The organism is Klebsiella sp. K5-45, from assembly GCF_030128605.1.
In the GTDB taxonomy this organism is placed as follows: Bacteria; Pseudomonadota; Gammaproteobacteria; order Enterobacterales; family Enterobacteriaceae; genus Klebsiella; species Klebsiella quasipneumoniae.
The window spans coordinates 35,586-50,266 of sequence record NZ_JAKUZW010000002.1 but is presented as its reverse complement, the minus strand read 5'-3'; the positions used below and the strand labels follow the sequence as shown (position 1 = coordinate 50,266).

Below are 14,681 nucleotides of genomic sequence, written 5' to 3'. Positions count from 1 at the left end.
GCGGGCCTTGAAATGAACAACTTTAGGACAGAGACGCAATCAAACTTTATGCTCGATCACCCTGCCTTGATTCTCAATCGCAATTTTGCGCGGTTTTTCGCTCTCGGGTATTTCCTGATGGATAGCAATTTTTAAGATCCCGCTATCCAGCTGCGCCTGATTAATCTGGGCGTGTTCAGGAAGCGAGAAACTGAGCTGGAAATCAGCCCGACGAATGCCTTTATAAATCCAGCCCTGGCTGCCTCCGGAATGATTTTCGGTTTGCGCGCGTTTGCCGGTAATATGTAAATTACCGCCTACGGTCTCAATTTCCAGTTCATCATCTTTCCAGCCTGGTACGCTAACGCTGAGCAGAAAATTACTGTCATCCACTTTCTGTAAATCGTAGGCAGGTAAGGTACCCACCGGCGTATCGCCAGTTAACTGGCTGAAAAGACGGTCAATACGATTAAAGCGATCGGCAAAAAGAGAATCAGCAAATACCGGGAGTGCTGACAAGGTTTTGAGTGCCATCATTAACCTCCTGAATATCCATTCAAAAGCTCAACATAAAGGCAAGCATTGCTTGTCCGCTATATAAAATAATAGCTAAAGCGCGTTTTTCAAGACCTGAAATAAAAATTTTCTTCGTCAGTCACCGTGAGAAATAACCAGGTCAGGTGGCAAAGTAACCCCCGCCCGACGGCGGGGGTGTGGTGCTTCTGAGTCCCATAACTGATGCTGTTTAACATTCAATAAACAGAAGCGACATGTATATATAACTTGTACAATGGGATGTCAACGCCCGAAACGCGACGCATCCCCCTGCCAGTGGCTTCCTGCAACAGCGCAGGGAGAAACACGGCTCCCCGCATTATCCCTCCGTCAAGAGCGGTGCCTCGATATGACATCCGCCTCGCTGGCGCCAGACGGAAAGACGCTGGTGAAAAGATAATCCGCCAGGGAAGGAACCTTTCTCGTCCCCCCGTGCCTAATAATCTGCATACGCACTTTCTGAGGCATCATAATGACCAGCATTTTTATCTCTACCACCCTGTTCGCCCTCTTCGCGTCGATGTTGATCGGTCTGGGGATGGTATGGAGAGGCATCTCCAACAACCCGGATAACTAATCTTTTTCTACGCCGTTGCCTTTCGTCTGTTGCAGCGGCGGGTAAACACCCCACCTTCAACCCCATCTACACGCCTTGTTCAGGCGACATATACTCAGTACTTGCGCCTGCGTACATTTATCGCAACAACAATTCACATGGTGAATAAGTAACTTCTATTAATATATTTCAGGCCAGAATCATGGCCTGCAATATCGGCAACTTAAACAGTATGTGCCCAGACGTCAGCCATACGCCTGGGGGAAGGAATCACAATCGCATGATTTCAAAATCATTTCTCACAACGGCCCCTCCCTGATGAACTATACTTTCCTTTATACATTATGCTGGAGGTGGCGATGTGCGGACGTTTTGCGCAAGCACAGACGCGGGAAGAATATCTGGCTTATCTTGCCGAAGAGGCTGAACATGATATCCCCTGGGACCCGGCGCCGATTGGGCGGTATAACGTGGCACCCGGGACAAAAGTGTTACTCCTGAGTGAAAGGAATGCGCAACTCCACCTCGATCCCGTTTACTGGGGTTATGCGCCAGGATGGTGGGATAAACCCCCGCTGATCAACGCCCGCGTTGAGACCGCAGCCACCAGCAGGATGTTCAAACCGCTGTGGCAGCACGGGCGGGCGATCTGCTTCGCCGACGGCTGGTTTGAGTGGAAAAAGGCCGGAGAGAAAAAGCAGCCCTACTTCATCCAGCGCAAGGATGGTCAGCCGATATTTATGGCCGCTATTGGCAGCACGCCCTTCGAACGCGGGGATAGCGCCGAAGGATTTTTGCTGGTGACCGCTGCCGCCGATCGCGGTCTTGTCGATATTCATGACCGCCGGCCGCTGGTCCTGGCGCCGGAAGCCGCCCGGGAATGGATGAGGCAAGAAGTCACCGGCGCGGAAGCGGTGGAGATTGCCAGGGACGGAGCCGTCACCGCCGACGATTTCATCTGGCATGCGGTATCGCGGGCGGTCGGCAATGTGAACAATCAAGGGCCAGAGTTAATTGAGCCAGTAGAATGAACGCATGATTCTGTGAGCAATCCCCACCTGATGCGCCGGCTGCGGTGCGATCCAGCCTTGCGAATAAGCGCCCGCGGGTTACCCCGACTGGCTTAACCACTCGCTTAAGGTCAAAGAATAGAGCAGACTCGGCGGCGCATCTTTTACATCAGCAATATCGTTAATGTACCTCATCCCGGCTTTCTCGAGAACTTTCTGCGAAGCCAGATGGTTAGCCCGGACAACCGCTGACATCTCCGCAAGTTTAAGCGCCTCGAAGCCATATCTTATCGCGCCAATCGCAAACTCGGTGGCCAGTCCTTTTCCCCATGCCTCAGTGGAAAACCGATATCCGAGATTGTTAATGGTGACATCGTTATAACTGCGTAGACTTACGCCGCCAAAGCCAATGATTTTTTCCGGGGTATCACGCGCCGATATGGCCCAGTTGCCAAATCCGCGATCGTGCCAGTGGGCAAGCCAGCGCTGGAGAACCATACTGGCATAGTCAATATCCGGATAGGGCCCTGCGGGGTTAAAGGTATTTGTCGCCGGATCGCCATAAATTCGGTATAGATCGACAACATCTTCAGCCATGACAGGGCGAAGACGCAGGCGATGAGTCTCAATATGCAAACGTATCTCCTTGACGAATGAGGTGGGCAGTGCTCCTCCCTGCCGATCAAAACCCCACGATGAGCTCAACCAGTGATGAGGAGCGGTCGAGGAACAGACCCTCGACAATTCTACAATAGTATCTGCCCGGCGATACGCCCAATCCCCATCGAAAAAAGCATGGCCAGCGAGCTCCAGAACGTAATTCTGATGATCGCCCTGACAGGCGGTGCGTTACTCACAACGGAAGAGAGATAGCCCAGCGCAGCCAGTGAAAAAAGTGTAGAAAAGAAGATAGAGATGGATATCAATTTTGCTGGCGATAACAAGGCAACGATCAAAGGCAACCCCGCCCCGACGGAAAAACTCACTGCCGAAAAGAGAGCCGCCTGCAAAGGTCGCGCAGAAAGGACATCCGTTAACCCCAGTTCTTCGCGGGCATGAGCCTCCAGAGCGTCTTTAGCCATAAGCTGCTCTGCTACCTGCCGGGCAAGCACTGGCTCCACACCACGTTGGATATAAAGTGATGTCAACTCCCGCACCTCTCCCTGATAATCTGCGTCAAGCTCACTTTTTTCCTGGGCAAGCGCCGCGGCTTCGGTATCCGCCTGGGATGATACCGAAACATATTCTCCTGCGGCCATAGACATGGCGCCAGCAACCAGCCCGGCGACCCCCGCCAGTAGTACACCCGAAGAGCCGCTGTTTGCAGAGGCGACGCCGAGCACCAGGCTTGCGGTTGAGACAATCCCGTCATTTGCTCCCAGAACCGCAGCCCTTAGCCAGCCGACGGTTTCGATGCTGTGTCGTTCAAGATGCATGTCGTTTCCCTTTAAATACGCATCCTCATCGGAATTAGAAAGTGCAGAACATTAATCAATAATCGCTTGTTTTCTTTGACGGCGAAAGGAGAGAAAGATATGCAGCACTCCCATCGCACCATGTGCCCAGAAATAGGTTTCAATGAACACCGTCAGAAACTTATGCCAATGAAGGACTGTTTCCGCCAGCGACGGTGACGCCCATGACGCGGTGTCCAGTACAAACCAGAGTCCACCACAGAGTGCGACCGCTAACAGTGCCAGTACGCCAAGCCCCTGAATCATTGCCGCTATGCCCCCGGCATGGGCTTCAGGAAGACGAAATGTCATCAGCTGTTTACTGTCTTCAACCACACCACGAAAATCAAACGTCGACCAGGCAAAATAGTATCGAAACCCGCGCGTATTAAGCATCCAAACCAGCAACACCGCACCAAGCGCAATCAGCGCTAATCCCGAGACAATATGAAACCATGTGACGACCCCGGTAATATTCAGGTCGCGAAGCGCCTCACTTTCAGTGAAATTAGAGCTAATAATCTGCAGCAGAATCAGGGTGGCGACAATAATATGCAGCATGCGGAAAAAAGGGGTGTCTTTATGCGGTAGTGCATTACGTAACTGTTCGTTCATGATTTGGCCATTTTATGAGAGGATTGGCGAGGTCAGTATCCTGCCTGTTTGTTAATTAAACCTTAACACCCGTGTTTGCAGGGAAATAAGTGGCGCCTGATGTCCTCTTTTTCTGTGTTTGGAAAACGGACAAAGTCGCTGTCACCTGCGCCGCCCCGTTACTGCGACGGAAATATCGCCGGTATAGTTCTTTCTCAGAATTTGAGGGGGGACTGGGGAGAACAGTGTGGAGACATTTGAGGAACAAAAAGGGGTCAATAAACCGGGCATCGCGCCCGGTTATCGTGTCAGCCCGAAATGACCCTACGCACTCAGCCCACGGTTTTCCAGCATCGGCTCAATCTGTGGATCGTGTCCGCGCCACTGGCGATAAAGTTCAGCTAAATCAGTGCTATTGCCGCGCGACAGAATCGCTTCCCGGAAGCGCTGACCGTTCTCACGGGTCAAACCGCCCTGCTCCACGAACCACTGATAGCCGTCATCGGCCAGCATCTGGGTCCACAGATAGGCGTAATAGCCTGCCGCATAGCCCCCGCCGAAGATATGGGAGAAGTAGCTGCTGCGATAGCGCGGGGGAACGGCCGCCAGATCCAGTTGCTCATCCCGAAGTATTTTCTGTTCAAACGCATCCACCTCTTCCGGTAACGAAGTGGTCGACAGCGTGTGCCAGCGCATATCGAGCAGCGCGGCGGCTAGCAGCTCGCTCATGTCATATCCTTTATTGAAAGTTGCCGCACGCAACATATTGTCGCGCAGCGCCTCCGGCATCGGCTCTCCGGAGCGATAATGCTTCGCATAATGGGCAAATACCTGCGGATGGCTGGCCCAATGTTCGAAGATTTGCGACGGGAACTCGACAAAATCCCGCGGGGTATTGGTGCCGGAGAGGCTGGCATAACGCTGGTTGGCGAACAGCCCGTGCAGGGCGTGGCCAAACTCATGGAACAGGGTGATCACCTCATCCCATGACAACAGCGCGCTCTGCTCGCTCTGCGGCCGGGTGTAGTTGCAGACGTTATAGATAACCGGGCGCTGCTCCCGCAGGGTCGACTGTTCGACAAACACGTCCATCCAGGCGCCGCCGCTCTTTGAATCGCGCGCGAAATAATCACCATAAAACAGCGCTATCCCTTCGCCATTGTGGTCGAAGATCTCCCAGACCCGCACATCCGGGTGGTACACCGGGATGTCAAAGCGCTCCACGAAGCGGAGCCCAAAGAGCTGCGATGCCGTCCAGAAGACGCCGTCCTGCAGCACGCGCTCGAGGGCAAAATAGGGTTTAAGCTGCGCGTCATCAATGGCATAGGCAGCCCGCCGCACCTGCTCGCTGTAGTAAAGCCAGTCCCATGCCTGCGCGTGAAACGCCCCGCCTTCGTTGTCGATCACCTGCTGGATGTCCGCCAGCTCACGTTCCGCCCTCGCCCGCGCCGCCGGCGCGATCTGACGCATAAAGCCCAATGCCTCCGCCGGGGAAGCCGCCATTTGATCGGTCAGCGCCCAGCTGGCGTAATCTGCCGCCCCCAGCAGTTCCGCCTGCTGCGCGCGGATCGCCGCCAGCCGCAGCACCAGACGACGGGTATCATGCTCATCGCCCTGCTGATTGCGCGTCCAGCCGGCGGCGAAAAGATTTTCCCGCGTTTGCCGGTCGCGCAGCGCAAGCAGCTGCGGCTGCTGGGTGGTGTTGGTCAGCGTCAGCAGCCAGCGATCGCTGAGCCCTTTTTCGCGCGCCGCCTCGGCAGCCGCCGCTATCTCCTCATCGTTCAGGCCATCCAGTTGATGCCGGTCATCGACCACCAGGCCGCCGCTTTTCGCCGCCCCCAGCAGCCGCTGCTGGAACTGACTTTGCAAAGTGGCCGCTTCAGTGTTCAGCGCGCGCAGCACCGCCTTCTGCGCCGGGTCCAGCGTTGCCCCGGCGTGAACAAAACGTTGCCATGTCAGGGTCAGGAGACGCAGGGATTCGCCGTCAAGCGCGAGCGTCTCGCGCTGTTCGTAGACGCTGTTCACCCGCTGGAATAAGGCCTCGTTGAGCCAGATGTCATTCCCCAGCCCGGCGAGCTCGGCGGAAAATTGTTCATCCAGTGATTGAAGATAAGGGTTGGTATGGGCGCAGGCCATGGCGAAAAAGACCCGCGTCACCCGCGCCAGCAGCTGTCCGCTCTGCTCCAGCGCCTCGAGCGTGTTGGCGAAACTGGCCGGCTGCGGATTGTCGATAATGGCGCGGATCTCCTCGCGCTGCTGCCGAACGCCCTCATCAAACGCCGGACGATAGTGACTGTCTTCGATCAGGTCAAACCGCGGCGCCTGGTAAGGCAACAGACTGACGCTAAAAAAGGGGTTTTGTTCGGACATCTTTCTCTCCTGCACAGGCTAATCCTGTAAGATTAGGCTTCTCCTTAAGGGGTCGCAATGATTTCCGTTACCGGTCGCCGCCTGTGCGTGCTATGGTATGAAAACACAAAAAGCGTTGAGGAACAGTAAGATGATTATCATGGTCACCGGCGCCACTGCCGGTTTTGGTGAAAGTATTACTCGCCGTTTTGTCGCTAACGGTCATAAAGTGATTGCCACCGGACGTCGCGAAGAGCGCCTGAAGACGCTGAAAGACGAGCTGGGCGATAATCTTTATATCGCGCAACTGGACGTCCGCAACCGCGCCGCTATTGAGACGCTGATTGCCGACCTGCCCGCCGAGTGGCAGGCTATCGATGTGCTGGTGAACAACGCGGGTCTGGCGCTCGGTCTGGAGCCGGCGCACCGCGCCAGCGTGGAAGACTGGGAAGATATGATCGACACCAATAATAAAGGGCTGGTGTACATGACCCGCGCCGTCCTGCCGGGCATGGTGGCGCGCAATCGCGGCCATATCATCAACATCGGCTCCACGGCGGGCAGCTGGCCTTATGCCGGCGGTAACGTCTATGGGGCGACCAAAGCCTTTGTGCGCCAGTTCAGCCTCAATCTTCGCACTGACCTGCACGGCACCGCGGTGCGCGTCACCGACATCGAGCCGGGCCTGGTGGGCGGCACCGAGTTCTCTAACGTCCGCTTTAAAGGCGATGACGCCAAAGCCGGTAAAACCTACGAGAACACCGAAGCCCTGACGCCGGAAGATGTGACCGAGGCGGTCTGGTGGGTGGCCACCCTACCGAAACACGTCAACATCAACACCCTGGAGATGATGCCGGTGAGCCAGAGCTTTGCCGGGCTCAGCGTTCACCGCCAGGGCTAACCGTCAGCCACCCGGCCTGCTGGCCGGGTATGGGCGGAACCGCAAAAAACGCGTAAAATAGTGCGCATAACCCCATAAAAAGTAACCATCAATGGCCGCAGAATCGCAACTGAATCCGACGCAACCCGTTAATCAGCAAATTTATCGCATCCTCCGCCGGGATATCGTTCACTGCCTCATCCCGCCTGGCACGCCGCTGTCGGAGAAAGAAGTCTCCGTGCGTTTTGCGGTATCTCGTCAGCCGGTGCGCGAGGCCTTTATTAAGCTGGCGGAGAATGGACTTATCCAGATCCGTCCCCAGCGCGGCAGCTACGTCAACAAAATCTCCCTGTCTCAGGTGCGCAATGGTTGCTTTGTCCGCCAGGCGATTGAGTGCGCGGTGGTCCGCCGTGCCGCTGGCATGATTAACGATGAGCAAGTCTATCAGCTGGAGCAGAATCTCCATCAGCAGCGTATTGCCGTCGACCGCCAGCAGTTAAACGATTTTTTCCTGCTTGATGATGAATTTCACCAGAAGCTATCGGTTATTGCCGATTGTCAGCTGGCCTGGGATACGGTGGAAAACATCAAAGCCGCCATTGACCGCGTGCGCTACATGAGCCTTGACCATGTCTCCTCCCCGGAGATGCTTCTGCGCCAGCATTACGAAATTTTTACCGCGCTGGAAAAACGCGACGCTGAGGCAGTCGAGAAAGCCATGAGTATTCATTTGCATGAAATCAGCGAATCTGTGCTGCTGATCCGCCAGGAGAATCGCGACTGGTTTAGCGAAGAGTAAGGACCAGACGGCTGCGAAATAAGGCTGACGCAGCCGTCGTGACGGAGGGGATTATCTGACCACCAGCACCGGCGTTTTGGCGTAGCGCAAAATGGACTCGGCGTTGGAGCCCAGCAGATGGGTGGAGATCCCCGGTTTGCGGGAGCCAATCACTATCACATCGAACGCTTCGTTGTTACTGATAGCCAGAATTTCATCGCGCACGTTACCAAACACGACCCGGGTATGGATCCGTGACATTGGCAGGTCGAACAGTCGCGCCACCTCGCGCATCTTTTTCTCTGACTCTTCCTGCATATAGGCTTCGAATTTACGAATATCCGCCGTAAATCCGCGTAATAACGAACGGCTGCTGTTCGGCAGGACGTTGAGCAAGGTGATCTCGCCATTTTCCGCCGATGCGAGAAATTCCGCGTGACGCACTGCCTTATCGCTTAAATCCATTTCAAAAACATCAACAGGCAATAAAATCTTTTTATACATGGCCCGCACTCCTTTTCCAGAGAAAATGATTTTTCAATAACTTAACTATGCCATTTTTGCGGTGAATGACCAGCCATTATTCGGAAAAATAACAGCTAATTATCTTTAGTAAATCAGGGAAATATAGAGTTATGTAAGGACATTGCGTTCGATCATATTTTTAGCCTGCTAAAAGCGATCGACAGCAAAAAAGATTTATCAGCGGAACCGTGCAGAAACAGCAGAAGAGCCGGTGTCGACCCCATGACCGACACCGGGAACAAATGATTATTGCGCCTCAGCCCATGCGGCAACGGTGGCTTTCGCCCCCTGACGCTGTAGCGCTACATAGGCGCGGGTCACCGCCGAGACGAACCGCGCTTCCTGCGGCAGCTCCCGGCCAAAGATGGCCTCAATGCCCAACAGCGCTTTGACGCGCGCTTCGCCATCGGCGCTGGCGGCTACCGCCTGCTGGATCACCGGCAGCAGCGGATCGCAAATTTCGATTGCCTGGCCGGCGTCGTCAACACCGCCGACATAGCGCATCCACCCCGCCACGCCCAGCGCCAGCATCGTGAAGTCATGCTGGTGCGCCAGATGCCAGCGTACCGAGTCCAGCATGCGCTGCGGCAGCTTCTGGCTACCGTCCATTGCAATCTGCCAGGTACGGTGTTTGAGCGCCGGATTGCAGTAGCGGTCAATCAGCAGACTGGCATAGTGTGACAGATCCACCCCCTGCACTTTTAAGGTCGGGGCCTGCTCGTCCAGCATCAGCGCCAGCGCCGCGCGGCGGTAGTTGTCATCCTGCATACAGTCGTTGATATGCTGATAACCGGCCAGATAGCCGAGATAGGCGAGGAACGAATGGCTGCCGTTGAGCATCCTCAGCTTCATCTCTTCGAAAGGCACCACATCGGCGACCAGCTCCGCCCCCGCTTTCTCCCACTGTGGACGTCCGGCGACAAAATTATCCTCAATCACCCACTGGCGGAACGGCTCACAGGCCACCCCAGCCGGGTCGCGCACGCCGGTCAGCTGTTCAATTTTATCGAGGGTTTCCGCGGTCACCGCCGGGACAATGCGGTCCACCATGGTCGACGGAAAGGTAACGTTCTGTTCTATCCATGCTGCGAGGTCCGCGTCCAGCGCCCGGGCGTAGGCGCAAACAACGTTGCGCATCACATGACCGTTTTCCGGCATGTTATCGCAGGACATCACGGTAAAGGCAGGCAGCCCTGCCGCCCGGCGGCGCGCCAAAGCCTCCACCACCACGCCCGCTGCCGATTTCGGCTGGCGCGGGTTAGCGAGATCGGCGGCGATCAGCGGGTGATCGAGCTGCAGCTCGCCGCTGGCGGGCGAATGGCAATAGCCTTTCTCGGTAATGGTGAGGGAGACAATGGCCACCTGTGGCTCACACATCGCCGAAAGCACGGCCTCGAGACCATCAACCTGGGCATGCAGCGCCTGCTTCACCACCCCGACCACGCGCGCGGTCCACGCGTCGGCGGACATTTCGGCCACGGTATACAGCAGATCCTGCTGCCGGAGATCGGCGATCTGCTGCTCGCCGCCAATCAGGTTGACTTCAGTGTAGCCCCAGTCACTGCCGTACTCGCTGGCCAGTATATCGGCGTATACCGCCTGATGGGCGCGGTGAAACGCGCCAAAACCCAGATGGACGATACGGGGGACCAGCGCGTGGCGATCGTAGCCGGGCAGGATGGCGTTAGCGGTTAAGAGGGTGTTTTCCATGGTAACTCTCGTTGTTATGTGGCTCATCAACCATTCTCTGGGAGAACTCTCGAGGAGAATGCCTTTGTGCCTCAACCATCTCACGCAATTGGTATAACATCTTTGATTTCTGTCAACTACCATACAAGAAGCTTTTGCCGGGTTGTGCTCGCTGGCGAGCGGTCACAAAATCTCTGAGATGACAGAAGAAAATCCGCCACGAAGCGGTAAGAGAAGACGGAGCATGGCGCAGGCCACACCTCCCTGCGGGCCTGTTGCACAACGACCGGTTAATCGATGCGGGTTTTGACGATAAAGAAGTAGCACAGCGCCCCGGCGAAGGTCACGCCGGCGGCGATCACCAGCGCCAGATTGAAAGAGTGGGTGGTATCCACAACCCAGCCGGTGACGATCGGCGCGAAGGAGGCAAACACAAAGCTGCCAAAGTTCTGGATCGCCGCCACCGACGCCACTTTATGTTCCGCCACCAGCACCTGTACCAATCCCCAGGCCGAGGTGCCAGCGAAATGGACGCAGAACAGCGCCATGGAGATAAACGCCACCGCCTGGGTCGGCGAGTTTGATTGCACCACCAACAGCGTGCCGAGAGCGGAAAGCACCAGTCCGGCGACAATCGCCGTTTTGCGGGTTTTCGCCAGATCGTAGCCTCTGCGCGCCAGCGCATCGACCACCAGCCCATTGACCCACATGCCCACCGCCGCAGCGAGAAACGGGATCGCCGCCACCCAGCCGGTTTTAGCAAGGCTCAATCCCTGCTGCGCCTGCAGATAACCCGGCAGCCACGCGATATACAGCCAGCCGGTATAGTTCACCCCGGAGAAGCCGAGGATCATCCCCCAGGTGGTACGTCGTTTAAACAGCGCCAGCCATTCGCTCAGTTTCAGCGCCGGTCGTGCCGCCTCCTCGCTGGCCAGATAGCGTTGCTCCTCCTCCTGCAGGGTGAATTGCCGCCGGTTACGGTATCCCACATACCAGCACAGGCCGACCAGGATACCGGCTAAACCAATCACCACAAACATTGTCCGCCAGCCCCAGGCCAGCTGCATGATGACCAGCGCCGGCGGGGCGATGGCCTGACCCAGCACCGTCGAGGAGTTAAATATCCCCACCGCCGTGCCGCGCTCTCGTTGCGCATACCAGTCGTTGATCGATTTCACGCCGGCGGGCATAAACGGCGCTTCGCCGATCCCGAGGCCAATGCGCAGCAGAATAAAATGCGAGAACGAATTGACTATCCCGGTCAGGGCCTGCATCGCAGACCAGAATATTAGCCCGGCGCCCAGCACAACCCGCGGCCCGAGGCGATCCAGCAAAATGCCCGAGGGCAGTTGCGCGAAGCCGTAGGAGAGCGAAAAAGCGGAGAGCAGCACCCCGAACTCGGTGGCGCTCAGACCCAAATCGGCGCGTATCGCCTCCCCGGCGACGCTCAGGGAAGAGCGGTCCAGAAAGTTAACGATACCGGCGATAAACAGCAGCGTCAGGGTGATCTTCTGCACCCGACGGATGCGCAGCGGCGTTGCCCCCGCCTGTGGGGCAAATGTCTCAATAGCCATCGTTGTTCCTTACAGAGTCATAACCCAATATGATGTCTGATAAGTAAGGCAACAGGTCGACTACCATACAAGAATTAGGGTTTAAAAAAGTGGCAGGGATCACATTAGACGGGCTTATGCCCGTCCCCAGCCCGCCGCGATGATCAGCATCCCGCACAGCGCGATGGCCGCCCCCGCCCAGTCATAATGGGTTAATTTGACTCCGTCAACGACCCGCAGCCAGAGCAATGCGGTACAAACATACACGCCACCGTAGGCGGCATATACCCGCCCGCTGGCGGTTGGATGGAGCGTCAGGAGCCAGACGAACAGCCCCAGCGCCAGGCCGGCGGGGATCAGCAGCAGCGGCGTGGCCCCGCGTTTTAACCATAGCCACGGCAGATAGCAGCCGACGATTTCACACAGAGCGGTGGCAAAGAACAGCAGCGTGGTTTTGAGCATTAAAAGATTCGTAAAAGAGACAAAGCGTTGAACTATTCTACGCGATAATAGCCCTTTCCCTATGCTGTTTTGTCGGCTATGCCCGGCAAAACAGCTGTAGTAAACTTAACCTGAGGGTTAACCCATCACCTAAAGGAAATCGTGATGAACATGACACTGAACAAACGCTGGTGCCTGACCGCCATTCTGGCGTTAAGCGCCGTGGTCTATACCTCCAGCTCATTCGCAGCCACCGACCGGCTGGTGATTGAGTCAGGCGACAGCGCGCAAAGCCGTCAGCAGGCGTCGATGGAAAAAGAGCAATGGAACGACACCCGCAGCCTGCGCCAGAAGGTGAACAAACGGGCGGAAAAAGAGTGGGACAAAACCGATGTCGCCTTTGACGCGCAGGATAACTGCCAGAAGAGCGCCAACGTCAATGCCTACTGGGAACCAAACACCCTGCGCTGCCTTGACCGCCGTACCGGCCGGGCGATCAATCCCTGAGCACGCTGGCGCCTGCGGGCGCCGCCTTTCCGTCCCCTCTTTTTCGCTTTGACCACAGGAATTCCCATGACCGACGCGCTACACGTCAGACTCCGCCCCCTTGAGCGCGAAGATTTGCGCTTTGTTCACCAGCTCGACAACAACGCCAGCGTGATGCGCTACTGGTTTGAAGAGCCCTATGAAGCCTTCGTTGAGCTTTCCGATCTGTACGACAAGCATATTCACGACCAAAGCGAGCGTCGCTTTGTGATCGAATGCAATGGCGATAAAGCCGGACTGGTGGAGCTGGTTGAAATCAACCATGTTCACCGCCGGGCCGAGTTCCAGATCATCATCTCGCCCGACTTCCAGGGAAAAGGTCTCGCCACCCGCGCCGCGCGGCTGGCGATGGACTATGGCTTTACCGTGCTCAATCTGTATAAGCTGTATCTGATTGTCGATAAAGAGAATGAAAAAGCGATCCATATTTACCGCAAGCTCGGCTTTATGGTCGAGGGTGAACTGATCCATGAGTTTTTCATTAACGGCGAGTATCGCAACACCATCCGCATGTGTCTGTTCCAGCATCAGTATCTGGCGGAACACAAAACGCCGGGGCCGTCCCTGCTGAAGCCGACGGCTCAGTAATAATCAATGCGGTTTTTAATCGTGTAGTGGCGGGTCAGCGGCGGCTGGACGCTTTCATCGATCACCTGCAGCTCACAGCTCAGCGGATTGTCATGACGATCGTAGTCGCAGGTCTGGCGCACTGTGCCCAGCGTGCGGTCGTTGAAGGTGCTGATGGCGGTATAGTCCATTTTCTTGCGCGGATCCTTCGACGGCGTGGAGGCAACGGTAAATCGCTCCTCTTTGGCGGTGGTGGTTTTCCCCAGCGGATAGCCATCGCTGTCGTAGCGGTAGGTGGCGGTGGTCTCTTTGCCGCGGGCGCTGATAATAAAGCCGTTATCATCCGTTTCCCAGCTCACGCCGGTGGCGGGCATCTCCGCCAGCTGACATTTCCCCTGCAGACGCAGCCGCTTCTCATGGGTGCGGCCATCGACGTAATAGTTGGCGTCCAGCAGCAGCGTAGCGCCGGTGTTATTCTCCACATCCTCCAGCGTCAACAGATCGAAACATCCCTCTTTTGACAGCTGCGCGCTCACCTTTTTGACCACCACATCGTGTTCGTCCAGTAGGGTCTGGCTAAAATCTTTCACCGGTCCGCGCAGCGGATCGAACTCAAACTCATTGGAAAAACTCGCCATCTCCGGGGTGAAGGCTTCCGGGACGCTTTCGCGGTCGCACGCCGTCAGCAACAGCGCGGTCGGGATCAGCCAATACAGTCTTTTCACAGGTGATTCCTTTTGTGTACATCCAATCATATTAGCAAATACAATTGTTTACACCAGTTCTGCTATGCTTAAATCTGGATAACATCGATAAGGAGCGTAAGATGAAACTATCCCTCTGGACAGGCGCCGCGCTGCTGCTGTGCTCCACGACCGTACTGGCGGCCCCCGACTCCTGTGAACGGGTCAAAAATGATATTCAACAGAAGATCATGAACAATGGCGTACCAGAAACGGCCTTCAGTCTGGCCATTGTGCCCAACGATCAGGCGGACCAGCCCGGCGCTCAGGTGGTCGGTCATTGCGCCAATGACACCTTCAAAATCACCTACACCCGTAACAGCGACAGTCCCGCCGAAAACGACGCACAGTAAGGCCGCTTTGCTTTCAAACGAAAGATCTTATCCCTGCATTGACCAGGGATAAGATCTGCCGGCTACCCATAACGTATTATCGCTCACCCCGGCGTCTGTTAATGACGCG

17 protein-coding genes and 1 pseudogene are annotated in these 14,681 nt (G+C 56.1%); 7 read left to right on the top strand and 11 right to left on the bottom strand.

What is annotated here, in order from left to right; genetic code table 11:
- Nucleotides 1–39: 39 nt before the first annotated feature.
- Nucleotides 40–513, bottom strand: coding sequence for an Hsp20 family protein (locus MKS11_RS04120; RefSeq protein ID WP_017900339.1), 474 nt, complete (start codon nt 511–513; stop codon nt 40–42).
- A 450-nt stretch (nt 514–963) separates the two neighbouring features.
- Nucleotides 964–1,056 (bottom strand): annotated as a pseudogene (locus MKS11_RS27575) (hypothetical protein); the annotation flags it as partial.
- Between MKS11_RS27575 and MKS11_RS04110 the strand changes: the two are divergent.
- Both MKS11_RS04110 and MKS11_RS04105 read left to right on the top strand, forming a co-directional pair.
- Nucleotides 1,016–1,111 carry a YnaM/YnfT family protein gene (locus tag MKS11_RS04110; RefSeq protein WP_272481999.1) on the top strand — a complete coding sequence of 32 codons (96 nt, stop codon included), beginning with the start codon at nt 1,016–1,018 and terminating at the stop codon, nt 1,109–1,111. The pseudogene MKS11_RS27575 and the gene MKS11_RS04110 overlap by 41 nt on opposite strands.
- 338 nt (nt 1,112–1,449) lie before the next feature.
- On the top strand, nt 1,450–2,121 hold the full coding sequence (locus MKS11_RS04105; protein WP_064189723.1) for an SOS response-associated peptidase: 672 nt from the start codon (nt 1,450–1,452) through the stop codon (nt 2,119–2,121).
- A gap of 78 nt (nt 2,122–2,199) precedes the next feature.
- Here the strand turns inward: MKS11_RS04105 and MKS11_RS04100 are convergent, their stop codons facing one another.
- From MKS11_RS04100 to dcp, 4 genes are all read right to left on the bottom strand, one after another.
- On the bottom strand, nt 2,200–2,736 hold the full coding sequence (locus MKS11_RS04100; RefSeq protein ID WP_064189722.1) for a GNAT family N-acetyltransferase: 537 nt from the start codon (nt 2,734–2,736) through the stop codon (nt 2,200–2,202).
- A gap of 110 nt (nt 2,737–2,846) precedes the next feature.
- Complete coding sequence (locus tag MKS11_RS04095; protein WP_064189721.1) at nt 2,847–3,536, bottom strand: VIT family protein; 690 nt, start codon at nt 3,534–3,536, stop codon at nt 2,847–2,849.
- 51 nt (nt 3,537–3,587) lie between these two features.
- Nucleotides 3,588–4,169, bottom strand: coding sequence for a cytochrome b/b6 domain-containing protein (locus tag MKS11_RS04090; protein ID WP_284109382.1), 582 nt, complete (start codon nt 4,167–4,169; stop codon nt 3,588–3,590).
- A 303-nt stretch (nt 4,170–4,472) separates the two neighbouring features.
- On the bottom strand, nt 4,473–6,518 hold the full coding sequence (dcp, locus tag MKS11_RS04085) for a peptidyl-dipeptidase Dcp (protein ID WP_101865675.1): 2,046 nt from the start codon (nt 6,516–6,518) through the stop codon (nt 4,473–4,475).
- A 130-nt stretch (nt 6,519–6,648) separates the two neighbouring features.
- On the opposite strand from dcp, the gene ydfG reads away from it, so the two are divergent.
- Nucleotides 6,649–7,398 (top strand): bifunctional NADP-dependent 3-hydroxy acid dehydrogenase/3-hydroxypropionate dehydrogenase YdfG, encoded by a 750-nt coding sequence (ydfG, locus tag MKS11_RS04080; RefSeq protein WP_004206024.1) that lies wholly within the window; start codon nt 6,649–6,651, stop codon nt 7,396–7,398.
- Nucleotides 7,399–7,489: 91 nt separating this feature from the next.
- On the top strand, nt 7,490–8,176 hold the full coding sequence (locus tag MKS11_RS04075; protein WP_087771715.1) for a GntR family transcriptional regulator: 687 nt from the start codon (nt 7,490–7,492) through the stop codon (nt 8,174–8,176).
- 51 nt (nt 8,177–8,227) lie between these two features.
- Here MKS11_RS04075 and MKS11_RS04070 read toward each other — a convergent pair whose 3' ends face one another.
- From MKS11_RS04070 to MKS11_RS04055, 4 genes are all read right to left on the bottom strand, one after another.
- Nucleotides 8,228–8,659 (bottom strand): universal stress protein, encoded by a 432-nt coding sequence (locus MKS11_RS04070; protein ID WP_004206026.1) that lies wholly within the window; start codon nt 8,657–8,659, stop codon nt 8,228–8,230.
- A gap of 267 nt (nt 8,660–8,926) precedes the next feature.
- On the bottom strand, nt 8,927–10,390 hold the full coding sequence (locus MKS11_RS04065; RefSeq protein ID WP_087771714.1) for a mannitol dehydrogenase family protein: 1,464 nt from the start codon (nt 10,388–10,390) through the stop codon (nt 8,927–8,929).
- Nucleotides 10,391–10,659: 269 nt separating this feature from the next.
- A complete protein-coding gene (locus tag MKS11_RS04060; protein WP_017900333.1) occupies nt 10,660–11,943 on the bottom strand; it encodes an MFS transporter in 1,284 nt (427 codons plus the stop codon).
- A 114-nt stretch (nt 11,944–12,057) separates the two neighbouring features.
- The gene (locus MKS11_RS04055; RefSeq protein WP_165474151.1) at nt 12,058–12,420 is read right to left on the bottom strand and encodes a YnfA family protein; all 363 of its coding nucleotides are present in this window, start codon (nt 12,418–12,420) and stop codon (nt 12,058–12,060) included.
- A gap of 108 nt (nt 12,421–12,528) precedes the next feature.
- On the opposite strand from MKS11_RS04055, the gene MKS11_RS04050 reads away from it, so the two are divergent.
- Both MKS11_RS04050 and speG read left to right on the top strand, forming a co-directional pair.
- A complete protein-coding gene (locus MKS11_RS04050) occupies nt 12,529–12,870 on the top strand; it encodes a DUF1283 family protein (protein WP_004206035.1) in 342 nt (113 codons plus the stop codon).
- 66 nt (nt 12,871–12,936) lie between these two features.
- A complete protein-coding gene (gene speG / locus MKS11_RS04045) occupies nt 12,937–13,497 on the top strand; it encodes a spermidine N1-acetyltransferase (RefSeq protein WP_004206037.1) in 561 nt (186 codons plus the stop codon).
- Here speG and MKS11_RS04040 read toward each other — a convergent pair.
- Nucleotides 13,491–14,201, bottom strand: coding sequence for a YnfC family lipoprotein (locus tag MKS11_RS04040; protein WP_017900332.1), 711 nt, complete (start codon nt 14,199–14,201; stop codon nt 13,491–13,493). The two genes, speG and MKS11_RS04040, sit on opposite strands and share 7 nt — an antisense overlap.
- Before the next feature lie 101 nt (nt 14,202–14,302).
- On the opposite strand from MKS11_RS04040, the gene MKS11_RS04035 reads away from it, so the two are divergent.
- On the top strand, nt 14,303–14,572 hold the full coding sequence (locus tag MKS11_RS04035; protein ID WP_023318174.1) for a DUF1161 domain-containing protein: 270 nt from the start codon (nt 14,303–14,305) through the stop codon (nt 14,570–14,572).
- Nucleotides 14,573–14,681 lie beyond the last annotated feature (109 nt).

Excerpts from the sequence above, each read along its gene's own strand:
- MKS11_RS04120 (WP_017900339.1), bottom strand. The coding sequence starts at position 513 with ATGGCACTCAAAACCTTGTCAGCACTCCCGGTATTTGCTGATTCTCTT.
- MKS11_RS04105 (WP_064189723.1), top strand. The coding sequence starts at position 1,450 with ATGTGCGGACGTTTTGCGCAAGCACAGACGCGGGAAGAATATCTGGCT.
- MKS11_RS04095 (WP_064189721.1), bottom strand. The coding sequence starts at position 3,536 with ATGCATCTTGAACGACACAGCATCGAAACCGTCGGCTGGCTAAGGGCT.
- MKS11_RS04090 (WP_284109382.1), bottom strand. The coding sequence starts at position 4,169 with ATGAACGAACAGTTACGTAATGCACTACCGCATAAAGACACCCCTTTT.
- dcp (WP_101865675.1), bottom strand. The coding sequence starts at position 6,518 with ATGTCCGAACAAAACCCCTTTTTTAGCGTCAGTCTGTTGCCTTACCAG.
- ydfG (WP_004206024.1), top strand. The coding sequence starts at position 6,649 with ATGATTATCATGGTCACCGGCGCCACTGCCGGTTTTGGTGAAAGTATT.
- MKS11_RS04075 (WP_087771715.1), top strand. The coding sequence starts at position 7,490 with ATGGCCGCAGAATCGCAACTGAATCCGACGCAACCCGTTAATCAGCAA.
- MKS11_RS04070 (WP_004206026.1), bottom strand. The coding sequence starts at position 8,659 with ATGTATAAAAAGATTTTATTGCCTGTTGATGTTTTTGAAATGGATTTA.
- MKS11_RS04065 (WP_087771714.1), bottom strand. The coding sequence starts at position 10,390 with ATGGAAAACACCCTCTTAACCGCTAACGCCATCCTGCCCGGCTACGAT.
- MKS11_RS04060 (WP_017900333.1), bottom strand. The coding sequence starts at position 11,943 with ATGGCTATTGAGACATTTGCCCCACAGGCGGGGGCAACGCCGCTGCGC.
- MKS11_RS04050 (WP_004206035.1), top strand. The coding sequence starts at position 12,529 with ATGAACATGACACTGAACAAACGCTGGTGCCTGACCGCCATTCTGGCG.
- speG (WP_004206037.1), top strand. The coding sequence starts at position 12,937 with ATGACCGACGCGCTACACGTCAGACTCCGCCCCCTTGAGCGCGAAGAT.
- MKS11_RS04035 (WP_023318174.1), top strand. The coding sequence starts at position 14,303 with ATGAAACTATCCCTCTGGACAGGCGCCGCGCTGCTGCTGTGCTCCACG.